General features: G+C 63.9%; 20 protein-coding genes. 10 read left to right on the plus strand and 10 right to left on the minus strand.

Annotated elements, in window-relative coordinates; all coding sequences use genetic code 11:
* Positions 1 to 36 precede the first annotated feature (36 nt).
* Entirely contained in the window at positions 37 to 1035 is a 999-nt protein-coding gene (locus tag RH831_RS07700) for a D-glycerate dehydrogenase (protein WP_310553628.1), read from the plus strand.
* 74 nt (positions 1036 to 1109) lie between these two features.
* Complete coding sequence (locus RH831_RS07705; protein ID WP_310553629.1) at positions 1110 to 1931, plus strand: CBS domain-containing protein; 822 nt, start codon at positions 1110 to 1112, stop codon at positions 1929 to 1931.
* Between the two features lie 4 nt (positions 1932 to 1935).
* On the opposite strand, the gene RH831_RS07710 is transcribed toward RH831_RS07705, so the two are convergent.
* A complete protein-coding gene (locus RH831_RS07710; RefSeq protein WP_310553630.1) occupies positions 1936 to 2325 on the minus strand; it encodes an OB-fold domain-containing protein in 390 nt (129 codons plus the stop codon).
* Positions 2322 to 3488, minus strand: coding sequence for a thiolase domain-containing protein (locus RH831_RS07715; protein ID WP_310553631.1), 1167 nt, complete (start codon positions 3486 to 3488; stop codon positions 2322 to 2324). Before RH831_RS07715 ends, RH831_RS07710 begins: the two co-directional genes overlap by 4 nt.
* 123 nt (positions 3489 to 3611) lie before the next feature.
* Between RH831_RS07715 and RH831_RS07720 the strand changes: the two genes are divergently transcribed.
* Genes RH831_RS07720 through rbcL form a run of 4 tightly spaced genes read left to right on the plus strand, consistent with a single transcriptional unit; the run spans position 3612 to position 7191 of the window.
* The gene (locus RH831_RS07720; RefSeq protein ID WP_310553632.1) at positions 3612 to 4223 is read left to right on the plus strand and encodes a helix-hairpin-helix domain-containing protein; all 612 of its coding nucleotides are present in this window, start codon (positions 3612 to 3614) and stop codon (positions 4221 to 4223) included.
* Positions 4224 to 4255: 32 nt separating this feature from the next.
* Positions 4256 to 5047, plus strand: coding sequence for an aldolase (locus RH831_RS07725; RefSeq protein ID WP_310553633.1), 792 nt, complete (start codon positions 4256 to 4258; stop codon positions 5045 to 5047).
* Entirely contained in the window at positions 5048 to 5893 is an 846-nt protein-coding gene (locus RH831_RS07730; protein ID WP_310553634.1) for a class 1 fructose-bisphosphatase, read from the plus strand.
* Positions 5894 to 5943: 50 nt separating this feature from the next.
* Positions 5944 to 7191, plus strand: a complete 1248-nt coding sequence (rbcL, locus tag RH831_RS07735; RefSeq protein ID WP_310553635.1) for a type III ribulose-bisphosphate carboxylase — start codon at positions 5944 to 5946, stop codon at positions 7189 to 7191.
* On the opposite strand, the gene RH831_RS07740 is transcribed toward rbcL, so the two are convergent.
* From RH831_RS07740 to RH831_RS07760, 5 genes are all read right to left on the minus strand, one after another.
* Positions 7184 to 7783: a uracil-DNA glycosylase gene (locus RH831_RS07740; RefSeq protein ID WP_310553636.1), complete on the minus strand. Its 600-nt coding sequence runs from the start codon at positions 7781 to 7783 to the stop codon at positions 7184 to 7186. The two genes, rbcL and RH831_RS07740, sit on opposite strands and share 8 nt — an antisense overlap.
* Positions 7784 to 7826: 43 nt before the next feature.
* Positions 7827 to 8087, minus strand: coding sequence for a helix-turn-helix domain-containing protein (locus tag RH831_RS07745; protein WP_310553637.1), 261 nt, complete (start codon positions 8085 to 8087; stop codon positions 7827 to 7829).
* A gap of 101 nt (positions 8088 to 8188) precedes the next feature.
* Complete coding sequence (locus tag RH831_RS07750) at positions 8189 to 8431, minus strand: heavy-metal-associated domain-containing protein (RefSeq protein WP_310553638.1); 243 nt, start codon at positions 8429 to 8431, stop codon at positions 8189 to 8191.
* 49 nt (positions 8432 to 8480) lie between these two features.
* Entirely contained in the window at positions 8481 to 11072 is a 2592-nt protein-coding gene (locus RH831_RS07755) for a heavy metal translocating P-type ATPase (RefSeq protein WP_310553639.1), read from the minus strand.
* Positions 11073 to 11128: 56 nt separating this feature from the next.
* Positions 11129 to 11716 carry an AsnC family transcriptional regulator gene (locus RH831_RS07760; RefSeq protein WP_310553640.1) on the minus strand — a complete coding sequence of 196 codons (588 nt, stop codon included), beginning with the start codon at positions 11714 to 11716 and terminating at the stop codon, positions 11129 to 11131.
* A 108-nt stretch (positions 11717 to 11824) separates the two neighbouring features.
* On the opposite strand from RH831_RS07760, the gene RH831_RS07765 reads away from it, so the two are divergent.
* Entirely contained in the window at positions 11825 to 13462 is a 1638-nt protein-coding gene (locus RH831_RS07765) for an NAD-binding protein (protein ID WP_310553641.1), read from the plus strand.
* A gap of 97 nt (positions 13463 to 13559) precedes the next feature.
* Complete coding sequence (locus RH831_RS07770; RefSeq protein WP_310553642.1) at positions 13560 to 14213, plus strand: hypothetical protein; 654 nt, start codon at positions 13560 to 13562, stop codon at positions 14211 to 14213.
* Positions 14214 to 14227: 14 nt separating this feature from the next.
* On the opposite strand, the gene RH831_RS07775 is transcribed toward RH831_RS07770, so the two are convergent.
* Positions 14228 to 14638, minus strand: coding sequence for a GIY-YIG nuclease family protein (locus tag RH831_RS07775; protein WP_310553643.1), 411 nt, complete (start codon positions 14636 to 14638; stop codon positions 14228 to 14230).
* A complete protein-coding gene (locus tag RH831_RS07780) occupies positions 14638 to 16014 on the minus strand; it encodes an NAD(P)/FAD-dependent oxidoreductase (RefSeq protein ID WP_310553644.1) in 1377 nt (458 codons plus the stop codon). The genes RH831_RS07775 and RH831_RS07780 overlap by 1 nt, the downstream gene beginning before the upstream one ends.
* Before the next feature lie 93 nt (positions 16015 to 16107).
* Here RH831_RS07780 and RH831_RS07785 point away from each other — a divergent pair, with 93 nt between their 5' ends.
* Positions 16108 to 17280 (plus strand): mechanosensitive ion channel family protein, encoded by a 1173-nt coding sequence (locus RH831_RS07785; RefSeq protein WP_310553645.1) that lies wholly within the window; start codon positions 16108 to 16110, stop codon positions 17278 to 17280.
* Positions 17281 to 17320: 40 nt separating this feature from the next.
* The gene (locus tag RH831_RS07790) at positions 17321 to 17524 is read left to right on the plus strand and encodes a hypothetical protein (protein WP_310553646.1); all 204 of its coding nucleotides are present in this window, start codon (positions 17321 to 17323) and stop codon (positions 17522 to 17524) included.
* Positions 17525 to 17582: 58 nt separating this feature from the next.
* Here the strand turns inward: RH831_RS07790 and RH831_RS07795 are convergent, their stop codons facing one another.
* Entirely contained in the window at positions 17583 to 18647 is a 1065-nt protein-coding gene (locus RH831_RS07795) for a hypothetical protein (protein ID WP_310553647.1), read from the minus strand.
* Positions 18648 to 18674: the final 27 nt, after the last annotated feature.

Consider the following 18674-nt stretch of genomic DNA (forward strand, 5'->3'; position numbering starts at 1 on the left):
CCGACCTTCAAACCCACCCCACAAGGAGACATATCCATGGCAGACAAACCGACTGTATACGTCACGCGTCGAATCCCCGACGCCGGTATCGAACGCCTCGAAGAAAATTATGACGTCCACGTCTGGGAGGAGAAGACACCACCCTCCAAAGAACACATCATCGAGACCCTGGCAGACCTCGAAGCGGAGGGACTGCTCTGTCTGCTCTCCGATGACATCGACGGTGAGGTGATGGACGCCTCGCCGAACCTCGAAGTCATTTCCACGTTCTCGGTCGGCTATGACCACATCGACATGGACGCGGCGGCCGAACGGGACATCCCCGTCGGACACACGCCGGGTGTCCTCTCGGAGACGACCGCCGACTTCGCCTGGTCGCTTCTGATGACCACCGCCCGCCGGACCGTCGAGGGTCAGGACTACGTCCTCGATGGCGAGTGGGAGACCTGGGGTCCGACCCTGCTGACCGGGCCGGACGTTCACCACGCGACTCTCGGTGTGATCGGGATGGGCAACATCGGAACGGAGGTCGCCCGCCGGGCGGCCGGCTTCGACATGGACGTGCTTTACTCCGACGTCGAGCCCAACGAGGACGCCGAGGCCGAACTCGCCGAAGTCGGCGTCGACGCCCAGTTCGTCGACCAGGACGAACTGCTGGCTCAGAGTGACTTCGTCTCGCTACATGTCCCGCTGATGGACGCGACCCACCACCTCATCGGCGAGTCGGAGTTCCAGCAGATGAAGGAGGAAGCCATCCTGATCAACACCAGCCGCGGCCCGGTCGTGGACCCCGACGCGCTGTACACGGCCCTGGAAAAGGACTGGATCACCCGTGCCGGGCTTGACGTGACCGAACCCGAGCCGCTGCCGGCGGATCACGAACTGACCGACCACATCCCCGAAAAGCTGGTCGTGACCCCGCACATTGCGAGCGCGAGCATCCAGACCCGGAACAAGATGGCCCGGATGGCCGCGGACAACCTTGCCGCCGGGCTCGAGGGCAATCCGCTGCCGAACTCCGCCCACCAGGACTGAAAAGAGGGAAGGACGGCGGGCCCCAAACCCGCGTATGAACCACGAGACGAGACCGCGATCGAAAGGAGGAGACGATGGACTCGCCGTTTGAAACCGACCTCGAGAGTAGCTCCGATCGCCCTCGGGTCGAGGAGTACATGACCCAGGACGTGGCCACAGTTTCGGCCGACGAGACTGTCGGGGCCGTCGCCAAGCGGATTATCGAAAGCGAGGATCATAACGGCTTCCCGGTGACCGACGGTCGGCGGGTCGAGGGATTTGTTTCGGCCCGCGATCTTCTACTGGTGGATCCGGACACGCCACTCTTCCGAGTGATGAGCGAGGAGCTCATCGTCGCCCATCCGGAGATGAAAGTCACAGACGCCGCCAGAGTTATCCTCCGGTCGGGCATCCAGAAACTCCCCGTGGTCGACGACGCCGGGAACCTGGTCGGAATTATCTCGAACGCCGACGTGATCCGCAGCCAGATCGAACGGGCGACCCCCGAGAAGGTCGGCAAACTCAAGCGGACCCTGGAGACAATCCACGACATCGAGGCCGACGAGGAGCGCCGCACGATATCGCTTGGGGATCTCACGCCGACACAGAGCACTGTGTATGCGGACGAACTCGAAGGCCGCGAGTACGAACTCGAACGTGGTCTCGCCGAACCCCTGGTCGTCATCGACAACGGCGGTGACCTGCTCCTGGCCGACGGACACCACCGGGTCATGGCGGCTCGCCGGGCCGGAATCGAGGAGATGGACGCCTACGTCATCGTGCTTCCGGGCCGGATCGATCTCGGGATGGCCCGGACCGCCCGCAAAGAGGGACTGGAATCGCTGGCTGACGTGGAGATCGTCGATTACGCCCGACACCCGCTCGTCGAAGCGACCGAACGGCTGACAGACGAGTGAAAGCTCAGACCGGTTCGAAGACGACGAGTCGATCGCCGTCGGTCTCGGTTTCACCGATCGTGATCGTCACTTCCTGACCGTTCTCGACATCCTGGGGGTCGATGCCGCGAACCTGGCCAGTCACGTTGACAGGTCCGAAGTCCACGATCGCGGTGGCATAGGGCGTATCGTCCAGGAACCGTGGGGTGGGAACGTGGACGACGTTGTGGGCCACGATCGTCCCGACCTCGGGAAGTCCCGATTCGGAGAGTTCAGTTGCGCCACAGTCGGGACAGACCTGCCGCGGTGGTAGCGAGCCGTGTCCCTCTGGGCACTCCAGGTAGTAGGGTTCGCCCGCCGCGATGGCATCGAGGAAGTCGTCGTAGCCGGCGTCCCGGGCGGGTTCGTCGCTCATTCGACCACCTCCAGGACGTGAACGGCGGTACTGGCGACCGTGCCCCCGGCGTTGTGTGTCACCCCGACCGTGGCGTCGGCCACGGCGTCGGAATTGTGATGCGTGCCCGCCAGGAGCTTTGCCATCTCGACGACCTGGCTCGCGCCGGTCGCCCCAACCGGATGCCCCTTCGCCTTCAGACCGCCCGAGAGGTTGACCGGGAGGTCACCCGTGGCCGTCGTCTCGCCGCGACGGGCGGCGGCGATCCCCTCGCCGGGTTCGAAAAAGCCCAGCGCCTCGATGGCCAGCGCCTCGGCGATGGTGAAACAGTCATGGACTTCCGCGAGGTCCACGTCGTCGGGATCGATTCCCGCGTCCGCGAAGGCCTCCGCACCCGCATCCTCGGCGGCGGGCGTGCGGGTCAGTTCTTCGCGGTCCTGCAACGCGAGTCGATCGCTGCCCTGTCCGGTCCCCGTGATCGCGACCGGGGCATCGAGGTCGTGTTCCTCCGCATAGGAGTCACTGACCAGGACCATCGCGGCCGCGCCGTCGGTGATCGGGCAGGCGTCGTAAAGGTGGATGGGCTCCGCGACCGGCGGGGCCTCCATCGCCGTCTCGACGTCGATCTCCTTCTGGAACTGGGCGTACTCGTTCCCGAGTGCGTTCTGGTGGTTCTTCACGGCGATGTGGGCCAGATCCTCCCGTGTGCCGCCGTGTTCCTCGAAGTAGGCGTCCTCCATGAGCGCGTACGCGCCCGGGAAGGTCATCCCCGCTCGCACCTCGTAGAGGTCGTCGGCGGCGATCGCCAGCGCGTCGGTCGTCTCCGCCGTGGGCAGGTTGTTCATCCGCTCGGCCCCGCCGACGAGCACCACGTCAGCCTCGCCGTTGCGGACGTTCTGCACGGCCTGTCTGACAGCCACGCCGCTTGAGGCACACGCACTCTCGTATCGGGTCGAGGGGGCGTCGATGCCCAGGGCCTCGGCGGCGAGCGGGCCCATGTGGCCCTGGTGCTCGGCGAGTTCGCCCATGAAGTTCCCGAAGAACACCGATTCTACGTCTTCGCGGTCGACTCCGGCGTCCTCCAGGGCCGCCTCGCCTGCTTCCCCGAAGAGCGCTCGACTCGTTCGCTCCGGATGGACGCCGAAGTGGGTCAATCCACCCCCAGCGACTCGTACCCGCGTCATGAGTACCCGATACTTGTCGACGGGCGATAAAAGTCATCGGGTATCGGGGCGAGCACCGGCCAGTCGACTGTGTACCATTGGTTGTGGTAACACTCAAGCCACTTGCCGGTCACCCCTTGCAGTGTGCCCGAGGAACTGACCGCGCTGACCCACGTCGGGCCAGCGACTGCGGCCGTCCTCGAAGCCGCCGACATCGAGCCAGGGGACATCAGTAACCGTCAGGTCTCTCACGCGCAGCTGATCGACGTCGGGGTCAATCCGGGCGTCGCCGCCCGAATCCGTCGGGAACATTCCTTGCCGTGGTCCTTCGACGGCAGTGGGGACGACCTGGATCGCCGCGCCGAGCAGGTCCGTGGGCTCCAGGACGGGGAGCGCGAGTGGGTCGCCGCGAGCGCGAACGGCTGGGACACGACCAAGCGCGGTGAGGAGGTCAAGACGACCACGGAAGACGATTCGGGCTGGGAGCGCCGCCCCTGGCCCACCGAACCGGACCCGGAAACCGAGTTCGAGGCCGAAGCCGAGTGGCGCGAGCGAAGTCGGCCGACGCCGCTCTCGGAACTTCCCGAACTCGACGAGTCGGCGACGGCCACTCTCGCGGAGGCTGGGATCACTTCGGTCTCCCGTCTCGCGAGTTGTCATCCCGAACGGGTCGCCGACTCGCTGGGTATTGCAGCCGAGACCGTCCGGTCGTGGCGGGCGGCGGCCCGAGACCACAGTCCAGACGGGTTCAGTTAGACTATTATACGTGTCTCCCCCAGTTTTCCCTGATGCGATCACTCGAAGGTTCCCCGATCGCGAGGGACGGCAAACTGCTGGTCCTCGCCTACGATCACGGACTGGAGCACGGGCCGACTGACTTCGATCCGGTGCCGGAGACGATGGACCCGGAGACGGTCTTCGATCTCGCGACCCACGACGCGGTCACCGGCTTCGCCGTCCAGAAGGGCGTCGCCGAGGCCTACTATCCCTCTTATGAGGACAGCGTGAACCTCGTCGCGAAGCTCAACGGCACGTCGAACCTCTGGATGGGCGAGTACGACAGTGCCGTCAACTGGTCGGTCGAGTACGCGAACGAGCTGGGGGCCGACGCGATCGGCTTCACGCTCTATGGCGGCTCGAATCACGAGGTCGAGATGGCCGAGGAGTTCGCGCAGGCTCAGGAGGCCGCCCGCGAGCACGACCTGCCAGCCATCATGTGGTCCTATCCGCGTGGCCAGGGTGTGAAAAACGACACCAAAGACGAGATCATCGCCTACGCGGCCCGCCAGGCCCTGGAACTCGGGGCCGACGTGGCCAAGGTCAAATACCCCGGGAGTCCGAAGGCCATGGAGTGGGTCACTGAGTCGGCCGGGCCGGTCAAGGTGATTATGAGCGGTGGGTCGAAAACCTCCGACCGCGAGTTCCTCGAATCCGTTCAGAACGTGCTCGACGCTGGCGGCGACGGCCTGGCCGTGGGCCGGAACGTCTGGCAGCGCGAGAACGCCGAGGCGATGCTCGACGCCCTCGAAGCCCTCATCTTCGAGGAGTCCGGGGTCGATGCCGCACTCGATCGGATGTAGATGGCGACGGACACAGACCCAATCGAGGCCGTCTTCGAGGTCGTAGCGAGTGTCGCCCCCGAGATCCGTGCTGGGCTGCCAGGTCGTCGAACCGCCCTCGACTCGGAGAACGTCACCGGCGACACCCAGCTGGCCGCCGACGTCTGGGCCGACGAACTGCTCTACGACCGGCTTGGCGAGGTCGAGGGGATCGGCGAGTACGCCAGTGAGGAACGGGAAACCGTAACAGACATCGGCGAGGGCTATGCTGTCGCCCTGGATCCCCTCGATGGCTCCTCGAACCTCCGGTCGAACAACCCGATGGGGACGGTCGTCGGGGTTTACGACGGTTCGCTTCCCACTTCGGGACAGGACCTGGTCGCCGCCGGGTTCGTCCTGTACGGACCCATAACCACCATGGTTATCGCCCAGGAGGGGCAGCCCGAGGGGTACGTCGTCGAGGACGGCACCCGTCGGTCGACCGGCCCGGTTGAACTGCCCGCCGACCCGACCGTGTATGGATTTGGCGGTCGGGTTCCGGAGTGGTCCGAAGCCTTCGATGAGTACGTGAGCGAGGTGCAGGACGAACTGAAGCTCCGCTATGGCGGCGCGATGATTGCGGACGTAAGTCAGGTGCTCACCTACGGTGGCATCTTCGGCTATCCGGCACTGTCCTCCCGTCCGAACGGAAAACTCCGACTGCTCTTCGAATCCGCGCCGATCGCCTACGTGGTCGAACAGGCCGGCGGGGCCTCGACTGACGGCGAGCAGTCGCTGCTGGACATCGAGGCCACGGACCTTCACCAGCGGACGCCCACCTTCGTGGGCAACGAATCGTACATCCACCGACTGGAAGAAGCGGTGTAGGCGTTTTCGGCCTGAACTTTGATGCCCCCGGAGCCCCACGTTTCTGGGGTATGACCGGGATAGCCTACGCGGACTTCGTGGATACGGACTACCAGCCAGCGCCAGAGGAACTCGTCTGTGATTTTGCCATCGAACCCGCGTCGGGGTTGTCGATGGAAGACGCAGCCGGGCGTGTCGCCTCGGAAAGTTCCAATGGAACCTGGGCCGCGCTGGCGGTCGGCGAAGACTTCACCGACGTGGGCGCGACAGCCTTCGAGATCGGTGACGGAACGATTCGAGTCGCCTACCCCGAGACGCTGTTCGAGTTCGGGAACATGCCCCAGGTCCTCTCCTGTGTCGCGGGCAACATTATGGGGATGAAGGCTGTGGACTCGATTCGACTCCAGGACTGTTCGTGGCCGGCCGACTTGGCCACGTCCTTCCCGGGCCCGCAGTTCGGTTCGGCCGTCAAAGAAACGTTCCTGGACGCCGGGGACAGACCCGCGCTGGCGACGGTCCCCAAGCCGAAAGTCGGGCTCTCGACGAAGCGCCACGCTGAGATCGGCTACGAGGCCTGGACCGGTGGCATCGATCTGTTGAAAGACGACGAGAACCTGACCGACCAGTCCTTCAACAGCTTTGCCGACCGGGTCACCGAGAGCTTCGAAATGCGGGATCGGGCACAGGACGAGACCGGCGACCGCAAGGATTACCTGGTGAACATCACCGCCGACGTCGAGACGATGAAAGAGCGGGCCGACTTCGTGGCCGACCAGGGCGGGAACTTCGTCATGGTCGATGTCATCACCACCGGCTGGGGCGCGGTCCAGTCGGTCCGGGAGCACACCGAAAAGCGCGGGCTCGCGATCCACGCTCACCGGGCGATGCACGCGGCCTTCGATCGACTCTCCCATCACGGCGTCTCGATGCGCGTGCTCGCCCAGATCGCTCGTCTCACGGGCGTCGATCACATTCACACCGGGACGGCAAACCTGGGAAAACTCGAAAACGAGGACACGGCGGGCATCAACGAGTGGTTACAATCCGACCTGCACGGGATGAACGACGTTCTCCCAGTTGCGTCGGGCGGCCTCCATCCGGGCACCGTCGAACCACTCCTGGACGCGTTGGGCACGGATCTCATCGTCCAGGCTGGCGGTGGCATCCACGGCCATCCAGACGGGACTCACGCCGGCGCTAAAGCGCTCCGCCAGGCGGTCGACGCCTACATGGCCGGCGAATCCGTAACGGACGCGGGCGAGAGCCACGAGGAACTCGGCCGTGCCCTCGATGAGTGGGGCGCAGAGACGCCTATCTGACGCGGTAGCTTCCCGGCCCGGTCACGTGACGGCCGAGGTCACTCTCGCGGCGGTAGTCGAAGGATCGAAGCGATTGCAGGGTTGCTTCGAGCGTTTCGGCGTCACCGGGTTCCCACACCGTCGGGTCACGGATGGGCACGATGATCCAGGAACCGTTCGTAATTTCGGTTCCGTGGATCGCCGCCGATTGTTCGCCCGGGGCAATCGAACTGTAGTTCCGAAGGGCGTATTCGATGGCCGCCTCGCCCACCGGAAGCAATACGTGGGCGGTGATCGCCCTGAGTTCGGCGTCGAAGAGGGCTTCGGCGGCCTCGCGGGTCGCGGGCGTCGGTTCGCCGTTCTGGTAACACGGGTACAGATAGGACGTATAGAGGCCACCCGGCGCACCACCATTTAGCAAACCGACTGCTTCGAGGACGGCTCGAAGCGGTTCGAAGCGCTCGTCCTCGAGGAGAGCCGTTGCAGTCGGTTCGGACGGCCGATCTCCGATCAGGTGAAAATCGGCGTTTGGATCCCCACTGCCCGGGATGAACTCCTCACAGGGCGGGGAGAATCCGAACGGATTTCGCGTGCGATCAGTGATGACCTTCACAGCCGTTGAGACGGCGCGAGAAAAAATGAGCCCGTCGGTCGAGTTAGACCTCGGCCTCGGCCGGGCCGTCGGTACCGGGTGTCGAGAGCGTGTAGAGGTTCTGCCGAGCGTCGGGAATGTAGATGTTCTTCTCGACGATGGTTCGATCCTGAAGCCGCTCGAGGGCGTCTCGGACCGTCCGCTGAGAGAGCCTGGATTTATCGACGATCTGTTTCTGTGTGAGACCGCCGTTGTATTCGAGGACCTTCAGGACGAGCTTGGCACTCGGGGGCAGGTCTTCCACCTGGGTTTCAGCTACCACCATGGTAGTTAACCCAAAGTACGGAGGGACTTTATACCTAATGGGATGGATCGGTAACCTGGTTACCCGATGGTAACCTCACTTGACGACACCGAAAACGGGCGTTACTCCTCGGACTCGTCCTGTTCGTCGGCGGCCTCGTCCCCCGGCTGGAACTCGGCGGTATAGCCGGCGTAATCTACGGCGTCGAGTAGGTCCTCGACGTCCGCGTCGCCCTCGACGACGGCGGTATTCGCCTCGTGATCGGCACTTGCTTCCTCGACCCCGGAGACCTCCTCGAGGGCAGTTTCGACGATGTCTTCACAGCCGTCACAGCTCATATCCTCGACGCGAAGCGTGATGGACATGCAAGCGGGTTGGGGATGGGGGGCTTAGGGCGTTTCGGGTTCGACCGGGTCAGCGCCGGAACCGACCCAGGAGCTGATAGTCGTGATCCGGGGTGTAGTTCCGGAACGTGAGACTGTTCGTGAGCACGCTCACGCTGGAACTCGCCATCGCGGCCGCGGCCGCGACTGGCTGGAGCAACCCGAGTGAGGCAAGCGGGATCATCACCGTGTTGTACCCCAGCGCCCAGAAGAGGTTCTGCCTGATCTTCTGGAGGGTCGCCACGGAGAGCCGGATGGCCTTGAGCACGTCCCGGGGATCGTCCCGGACGAGAGTGACGTCCCCGGCCTCGATGGCGACGTCCGTCCCACTGCCGATCGCTGCCCCCACGGCGGCCTCGGTGAGGGCGGGCGCGTCGTTGACGCCGTCCCCGACCATCATCGCGTCGCCGCTTGCGTCCTGAATTTCTCTGACGACTGAAGCCTTTTCGGCCGGGAGGACCTCCGCACGGATGTTCGTCGACGGGATGCCGACGACCTCGGCCACACTCCGGGCGGTTCGCTCGTTGTCCCCGGTGAGCATCCAGACGTCGATCCCTCGGTCCTGAAGCTGTTCCACGGCCGCTTTGGCCGATTCCTTGACCGTGTCGGCTGTCGCAACGATGCCCGCTACCTGGCCGTCGACCGCGACGACGATTCCGGTCTTGCCGGCCGCTTCGAGTTCGGTCAGTTGATCCTCCAGGGGGCCGAGTTCGATCCCCGCCTCCTGGAGCAGTTTTCGGTTCCCCAGGTGGAGTTCTCGGCCGTCGACGGTCGCCGTGATCCCACGACCCGGTTCGTTTTCGAAGGTTTCGGGCTCCCCGACCTCCAGGTCGCGATCCGCGGCCGCGCTGACGATCGCCCGTGCGATCGGGTGTTCGCTCCCCGACTCGGCGCTCGCGGCCAATCTGAGTAATTCGTCCTGGTCGATCGATTGCTCGGTCAGGAGCCCGCCGTCTGCACGGGGCTCGGAGACGATCACGTCACTGACTGCCATCGAGCCTTCGGTGAGCGTCCCGGTTTTGTCGAAGATGACTGTCTGGACGTCCCTGACCCGTTCGAGCACGTCCCCGCCCGCGAAGAGGACGCCGTTTCGCGCCCCGATTGCCGTCCCGACCATCGTGGCCGCGGGTGTCGCCAGGCCGAGCGCACAGGGACAGGCGATGAGGACCGCACTCGCGAAGACGACGATGGCGAACTCGACGGTGCTCACAGTTCCGCCGACGATCGCTGGTCCGCCTGCGATTAGCCCCCAGATCGGGAGCATCTCGACGAACCCCGCGAGCTGCTGGGGGAAGAGGAACCAGAGCCCGCCCCAGAACAGTGCGTTGATGATCACTGCCGGGACGAAGTGAGCGCTGATCCGGTCGGCCAGTCGCTGGACGTCCGGCTGGCGGGACTGGGCTTCTCTGACTAGCTCGACGATCCGCTGCACCGTCGAATCCTCGCCCACGCGGGTCGCCCGCACGCGCAACACGCCGTTCTCGTTGATCGTGCCCCCGAGCACCTCGTCGCCCGGGCCCCGTTCGACCGGCACCGACTCGCCAGTCACCATCGACTCGTCGACGGCGCTCTCGCCGCCGATCACCTCGCCGTCCGTAGGAATCCGCTCGCCGGGGCGGACTTTCAAAATGTCCCCGACCTGGACCTCGGTCCGGTCGACCTCGCGCTCGCTTCCGTCCGGGCCGATGAGGGTGGCCGTTTCGGCCTCCATCTCCAGGAGTTCCCGCATCGCGTCCCCGGCCTGGCCTTTCGAGCGCGCTTCGAGGTAATTACCCAGCGTGATGAAGAGCAGGATCAAGGCGGCCGAGTCGAAGTACAGCCCCCCTGGAATCGCGCCCAGGAGGACCGCGACGCTGTAGCCATAGGCCGTGGTGGAGCCCAGGGCGATGAGGACGTCCATGTTCGCGGTTCGGTTGCGGAAGAGGGCGGTGTAGGAATTGCGATAGAACTCCCGGCCCAGGACGACCTGCACGGGGGTCGCGAGGCCGAAGGCGATCCAGCCCATTGGAACTCCGAGGATCGACTCCGGGAAGGAGCCAGGCGCGAAGAGTTCGCCGGCCATCATCAAGAGCAGCGGGATCGAGAAGGCCGCACCGAACGCCACGAGACGAAGTTGTTTCGTGATCTCCTGATTGCGAGCAACGTCGCTGGCTGACTCCTCACTCTCTTCGTCGTCCCCTGACGGGCGAACCGGAGAATACCCGGCGGCTTCGATCCCGTCGAATAGGTCCGCCTGAGTGACTGTCGCCGGGTTGTAGGTCACCGTCGCGTCGTCAGTCGCGTAGTTGACCTCCGCGCTGAGCACGCCGGCCATCCCTTCGAGGTTGGAGGCAATCGTCTCGGCGCAGTTCGCACAGTGCATGTCCGCGACGTCGATCCGGTGCCGGTCGGTCACGCCTTCGTAGCCTGCGTCCTCGATTGCCTCGTAGATCGCGCTCAAGGAGACTCCTTCGGGGTCGTATTCGACGCGTGCCTCCTCGGTCGCAGCGTTTACGTCAGCCGAGGCGACCCCGTCGAGTGATTCGAGGGCGCTGGTAACGGTGCTGGCACAGTTCGCACACGTCATGCCACGCACCGAGAGCCGTTCGGTAAGCATGTCCTGTAGTAGGGGCTCGTATTTCATCCCGATTGTTCCTCACGAACCGAAGAAAAACGGGCCAGGAAATTTTGAATCGAAAGTCAGGCGTCGGATCGCAACTCCTCGTAGCGCTCCACGTACCGTGCCTCACAGGAGGGACAGCAGAACTGCTTGACCTCGCCCCCGACACGGGTCGTGACCCCTTCACTGGTGACGGTGTTCCCACACTCATCACAGACCAGGGCGAAGTCGCTTGCCCCGACGGTTGGTGACCACTGGCTCTCTCGCAACAGCGAAACGGCAACGTCACGCACCCCCTGGACCTCGAGGACCTGATCGAGCCACGGGCCGACCTCCCCAGGGGCGTTCGCGTGAAAGATCACGTGTCCGTCGACGGTCACGTAGACGTGTTCCACGGCGTCGAGTTCTCCGACGACGTCCCTGATGCCGGCAGCGGACTCCGGAGCGACCTCGAGATCCACCAGAACCGGTGTCCCCTCCCGGAGCTGTCGGCGATCGATATCGGCCGTGAACCGACGGATGACACCCTGTTCTTTCAGCCGGGAGACCCGATCCGAGACTGCGGGCGCGGAGAGGTCGACGGCCTCGGCGATCTCGCGAAAGGGTCGTCTGGCGTCCGCGACGAGCAACCGAAGGATTTCCAGGTCGGTCTCGTCTAGATCGTGCATACCCGGCTTTCGTGACGGGGCCCAATACGTGTTTTCGAGGGCCGCATCTACGCGCCCGATCGGCACCGTGGCCCGATGGTTTATGGTTCGGGAACGGACAGACACGGTATGGAACGGACCCGACGGCGGGGGGTGTACTACGTCCTCTCTTTCCTGGGCGCCCTCGTTCTCTACACGATACTCTACAAGTTCGGTATGAGCGCCTTCGAAGGCGAACACCGGACTGTTATCCAGGCCTTCCAGATCGTCGTCGAGAGTTTTACCACCACTGGATATGGTGAAGACGCGCCGTGGAGTTCACCCCAGATACAGATCCTCGTCGTGTTGATGCAGTTCACCGGGATCTTCTTCATCTTTCTCACGCTGCCATTGTTTCTGGTGCCCTGGATCGAGGAACGGCTCGAGGACACGATTCCCCGGACCTACCAGGGGGAAGACCACGTCGTCATCTGTGGGTTCAGTGACCGTTCGGACGTGTTGATCGACGACCTGGAGGTTCACGGACTCGATTACGTGCTCCTGGTGGATGCGGAGGATCGGGCCCGCTCGTTGTCCCGCGCGGGCTACAACGTGGTCCTCGGCGACCCGGAATCAACCGCGACGTTCTCGAATTTGAACGTCGGGTCCGCCCAGGCGGTCGTGCTTGACGGGCCGGACGAACGAAACGCGGCGATGGCGCTCTCGGTTCGAGAACTGAACGACACGGTCCGGCTGGTGGCGTTCGTCGAGGATCCCTCGCTGACGCGGTACCTGCTTCTGGCCGGTGTCGACGAGCCGCTTCACCCCCGTGAGCTACTGGGCCGTGGCCTCGCGGACAAGGTTTCGAGTGTCATCACGACCCAACTCGGTGAAACCGTCGATATCAGTGCCGACCTGGAGGTCATCGAACTCCCGGTGTTCGCCGGGAGTGACGTTCACGGTGAGACACTCGGCTCGGCCGGGATCCGGGAACAGACGGGGGCCGCAGTGATCGGTGCCTGGGTCGACGGGAAATTCGTCCCGAACCCGACCCCGGAGACGACACTGACAGACCGAACTGTGCTGCTGGTCGCTGGGACTGAATCCCAGCTCGAGGCGGTCATGGACCGCACCCGGGCCGGCGACCGCTTGGCACACGAGGACGTCGTGATGGCAGGGTACGGTGAGGTTGGCGAAGCAGTCTGTAACGCACTGCAGTCCGCGAACGTCACCTGTCGGATTATCGACCTTGTGGACCGCAACGCGGTCGACGTCGTCGGGAACGCGACCGAGGCCGCGGTCCTCCGGGAGGCTGGTCTCGCGGAGGCCGGTGCCTTCATCGTCTCGTTGAACTCCGACACCGACGCCATTTTCGCGACCCTTGTCGCCCGCGAGCTGAACCCCGATCTCGAAATCATCGTCCGGGCCAACGACGCTGACAACGTGGCGAAACTGTACTCGGCCGGTGCCGACTACGTGTTGCCGTTGCCGACTGTTTCCGGGCGTATGCTCGCCTCGAGCATCCTCGATGAGGACGTCATCTCCTATGACACCCAGATCGACATCGTCAGGATGCAGGCGCCCGGCTTCGAGGGATCCACGATCGAGGAGGCCGCGATTCGAGAACGGACCGGCTGTACGATCATCGCCGTCGAACGCGGTGAGGAGACTTACTCCGATGTGGGCCCCGAATTCGAGATTCGTGACGGTGACTCCCTCGTGGTCGTCGGGACGGACGAGGACTTGCTTCGGTTCCAGGAACTGGGGGGCGTGGGATCGTTGCGGTGATCGTGTGGGCGCGTATCCATGTACACTTATGTTCCGTGGGCCTACATTCGGGAACAGACCGTCTCGATGGAGGGCACCCTCCACATAGTCAGGAACAATGAGCTATCAACTCGGTGACACCGTGCCCGCCCCGCTCGCGGACTCCGTCGACCCGGGGACCAACATCCTCGTCAGTGGTCCCGCGATGTCCGGCAAGCGAGCGTTGATGCTCGAGATACTGGGCCACGGTGCCAGACAGGGCGATGGATCGGTCGTCGTGACGGCAAACGACGGCGGCGCGCAGATCTACAGGGAGTACCGCGAGATCGCCCCCGCCGATGAGGCCTACGTTCGTATCATCGATAGCATCGGGTCGACCGGGAATGGCGATCTGGAGGGGATCGTCGAATCGGTCAGTTCGCCAGGCGATTTGACCGGTATGGGGATCGAGTTCTCCCAGATCTCGAAGGATGCCGCGGGCAACGGGGTCGACCGAATTCGGGTGGCCTTCGACTCGCTTTCGGCCCTGTTGATGTACGTCGACCTGGAACGGCTCTTCCGGTTCTTGCACGTGTTCACCCGACAGATCCAGTCGAAAGACTGGATCGGCATGTTCGCAATCGACCCGGACTCTCACGAGTCGAAGGTCATCAACACGCTAAACCAACTGTTCGACGGCGTGTTCGAGATCCGGGTTCCGGATGCGGGCGGTCGGGAAATACGGGCCCGTGGCTTTGGAAACCCGCCGACGGAGTGGGTCCCCCTCGATTGAGTTCTCCGCCAAACTCAGGCCGGGTCCTCGTGGCACGTCGCGATCGAATCCACGAGTGACTCACGATCTGCACTGTAGGTCAGATGACTCACACACGAACAGTCAGTCGCCCCGATACCCGTGATCGGGTCGCCCGAAAGCGAACGGGCGATCTCACACTCTCGGTCCGCTTCTGGGGTGATCCACACGCCCACCCAACTCGTTCCCTCGGCCCCAAGGAGGTAGTCGACGTGCCAGTGTCGGGTATCGTTTTCGCCAGCCGCTACCCGTCGATGGCGATCGACCCGGGAGAGGCCGCCGGGACCGAATGCACTCCCGGTGTAGGCGTAGTATCCCGCGTCGAGTGATCGTTCGCCGGCGGCCCCGAACGTGATCGGTCTCGCGGTGTCGAGTTTCACGAGGACCGTGTAGGTTCCGGGACCCATCAGTGCTCGTAGTCGCGTTCGGCGATTTGCACGACACGATCGCCTCGGAGCCCGAACTTCGTGTACCGGTAGGCAAGAAAGAGCTTGAGCGCTGGAACGCCCACCGAGAGCGCCGAGCGAATGTTCGGTACCGCCCCGGCCTGGTTCTCGAGCATCCGGTTCCCGATCCCCAGGACTCGGTCCCAGTCCCCGGGCCCGTAGCCACGGACCATATCCGCCAGCGCGACGTTCCGCCGAACTTCCGCGCCTGCCACGTCCTTCCAGGCTTGATTGTACTCGCCCAGATTATCAGTCGCTGCGAACTCACCGGCGAGCCGGCCTGTCCGAAGTGCGAGATGGTCACCCCCTTCGTGGAAGGCCGACGTAGCCCCCATCGCCCCGCCGACGACGGCGATGCCCAGATCGGTCGGTGAGTCGATCGGCCTGGTCGAGGAGATCGGATAGGTCTCGGTGCCGGCGTCTTTCCCGTAGTTCTCAAGCCGGGGCATCTCGGACTCGATATCGTACTCCGCACCGTAGACGGTCTCTAGGAAGCGATCGAGGAACTCCCGGGGCGAGGGCATCGACTCGTCCTCCGGCTTCAGGAGTTCGTAGGCCTGCGGATTCGGGACGTCGTCGAGTGACATTCCGATCGGCATCGTGAGCCCCACGCGGGCGACCCGATCGCTGTTTGGGAACACCCACGGGTAGGCCGTGTGGCCGGGGAGCCAGCCCCACCAGAACTTGATCCGATCCGCATCGAAGGCGTCCGCCGGGAACCGGCGGTACTCCTGGTAGGCGATGTGGTTGGCCTCGGGTGGGGACAGGAGTTTCGAGGCCGCCTTCTCCGTCGGCAGGTACTCATCAAGTACTCCCATCGTGATCCGCCGCTGGGGGCCATCAGCGAGTACAAGGTAGTCGGCCCGTATCTCAGCGCCGTCCGCGAGGACGAGATTGTGGGTTGGCGTGCCTGTGTGTGTCGTTTCGACGTCACGGACGCCGGTTCCAACTCGGTAGTCGGCGCCAGCGGCTTCTGCCTGCTCCCGGTGCCAGTCGTCGAACTTCGCACGGTCGAACGCGAAGCCGAAATGCGGATACTCCGAATCGATGCCGGTATTCGAGAGGGTGACTGATTCGGTCGGCCCGACGAACTCGGCCCCCGTGAGTGTCTGGTGGATCACCCCGTCGGGAAGCGTGTCGGGATCGAGGCCCGCAATTTCGGTCCAGTAATCGAGGAAGCCGGCTGCGTCAGTCGAGTCCGGACCGAGACGGTCTCTATCCGCCCGTGGGACCCCTTTTTCCAGCACGAGTGCCGACGCTCCGCGCGTTGCTGCCGCCCGTGCCGCCGCCGTCCCGGCCGGTCCCCCGCCGACGATAGCGACGTCGACCTGCTCCATACTCCATCAAGGAAAAGCGCGATTAAGAATGTTCGCCACTCGGGTCGGCCCGTGCCAGCACCACTAAGTAGTGGGGTTTCGAACCCCGGATAAATGGTAGTGGGCAGTGGGTACGACTGGAGTGCGATCTTTCACGGTGGTGGCTCCCTCGAGACACAGGTGCTATTGACGGCAATCGTTCTCGGAATCGCGGTCTTTCTCGTCGCCGTGTTAGTCCCCGTTTTCGTGCGACTGGTCTTCCTGGGGATCGAGTGGGTCTTCGGACTGGTGGGGCTGACGGCGGTCTACAATGCCGTTCACCGCCCGGAAGCGAACTGGGGGCCCGAGTCGTTGATCGTCAAACTGCTACGGGTGGTCGTGGTCGTTATCGCTGGGATTGGGATATTGGCTATCTGGGGTGAAATCGAACCGGTCCTGCGGGTCGTCCAGACGTTCTCGATTCCCTCCTCGCTCGTCATTCAGAGTGTGATTACCGTTCTGCTCTTTGTCGGTGCGTACACTGGGATGGGGATTCTTCACCACTGGGTCGAGGAGCTGACGGCCCGATCGGACCGCATCACGGCCCATCAGGAGGAAATCTCGCTTCGGGTCGTACAGATCATCTTCCTCACTGCAGCGGCGATCGCTGCACTCTCCCTGTGGGGGATCGACCTCGGGGGCCTGCTAGTCGGGGCCGGCTTCCTCGGTATCGTGGCGGGGCTGGCCGCCCAGCAGACGCTTGGCTCCCTCATCGCCGGTTTCGTCCTCATGTTGTCCCGTCCCTTCGAGATCGGCGACTGGGTCCAGATCGGTGAACATGAGGGAATCGTCAGCGAGGTCACGATCGTCAACACCCGGCTCGAGAACTTCGACGGCGAGCTCGTCGTGTTACCAAATGACGCGGTCGGCAACGCCACGATCGTGAACCGGACGACCAAGGGACGGCTCCGCCTCCGTGTCGAGGTTGGAATCGACTATTCGGCGGACCCGGACCGCGCCATGGATGTCGCGAACGAGGCCTTATCTGAGGTGGACAACATCCTCTCTGTCCCCCGGCCCAGGGTCATTACCAGTCGCCTGGACGACTCGGCGATCGTCCTCGAACTCCGGTTCTGGATCGACAAGCCGAGTGCCCGTCGCCGGGCCAAGGCGATCAGTGCAGCCATTCGGGCCGTCTCGGGAGCCTTCCAGGAGGCCGGAATCAAGATTCCGTTCCCCCAGCGGGAACTCTCCGGTCGGGGAGAAACTGGCGGGTTCCACGTGGTCGAGAGCGGTGCGGAGGACTGAGCGGACAAACGGTTTTATCGCCGGCTTTCGTTGAGCCAGTATGGACTACGGCCGGGCGTTCTATATTGCGGCCCGGGTCTACGTCTGGGGATTGCTGCTGGCTGGAGTGGCCACTATCTCCGTTCTCTTCTTGCCATCGGGGCTTCCGAGTCCCCGGCTGGCTGGTATCTGGTTCGCACTGGGAGGATTCGGGTCGTTGGTGCTTGTAACCGCGATTCTGATCTACCTCCTGCAAAACTGGTGAGAACACCCGTCGAGACAAAAGGAGTCAGTCGGCCGCGATAGTGAAGGGGATGAGCGCGCTATTCAGATTCTTGTGGCGGTCCCTGGTTCCCGGACCCTGGGTTCTGGTTGCCCGCGTCCGTCGGTGGTCCGGTCTGTCCAGAGGGGCCGCCACCGTTTCCGCTGTTCGAGCCGGGGGAGTTCTCATCAGGCGGACCCATCGTCCGGTTGTCCGCTGATGGTCCCGTCGTTCGGTTGTCCGCTGATGGTCCCATTGACTCGTTCGCTGCTGGCCCAGTCGTGTTATCGCCGGGTCCCATCGCCCCGTTACCGGGGGCGTCCTCAGGTGGGCCTGCGTGTGCGGGTGGGCCCTGTCCCATGTGCTGTCCAGGGTTCGGTCCAACGACCGACCGTGCGACGGCTGCGGTCTCCGGACCGCTCATGTTCCGGGCCTGGGATCGAAGGGTTTCGAGCTGGGTCGTGTTGATTCCGTGGGCTTGCCGGACGTCCTCGGGGATCGCCTCGCTCGTCGATTCCGTCTGGTTGATTAGCCGTTCCATGGAGGTAATCTGGGCCTCCAGTCGGGAGACATGCGCGTAGTACGCGCCCTCGGGGATGGTTCCGTTCTCGTGGGCCTGTTCGAATTCTTCGGTCTGATTTCGGAGGTGGGCCAGTTGGCGTTCGAGCTGTTCGGTCTCGTTCGCCACGAGCCGTGCTTTCGACTGGTTCGAGTGGGCAGCTGCGACCGAGAGGCCAAAGGCGCGTTCCGAGACACTCCCGCGGATCTCAGCTTGCTGGGTGCTCACGATGGCCGAGAGCTGTGCGCCCGGAGCCACCGTCTCCGTGGTTTCGTTGGTCTCGTTGAGCGAGTCGGTCTCGTTCGTGTCCGTGTCGTTCACCGGTTCAGTTTCGTTCAAATCCGTCGTGTTTTCTGTCGTCGTGTTGTCGTCGACCGTCGTGTTTTCCGTGGTCGTATTTTCGTCCGCTATCGTAGTGGTCGTTTCAGTCGTGTTATTCGTGTCCGCATAGATCGGGCCAGCGTCGATGGCCTCCTGGTCCGCCGTTACGGCGCCGGCCGCTCCAGCTCCGGCGACGATACCGAGGATGACCATGATCGCTGTGAATACAGCCAGTGCACGTCTCATCGACTTGCCGTAGTAGCCACGGACAGT

Origin of the sequence: Halodesulfurarchaeum sp. HSR-GB (genome assembly GCF_031432215.1) — an archaeon.
In the GTDB taxonomy this organism is placed as follows: domain Archaea; phylum Halobacteriota; class Halobacteria; order Halobacteriales; family Halobacteriaceae; genus Halodesulfurarchaeum.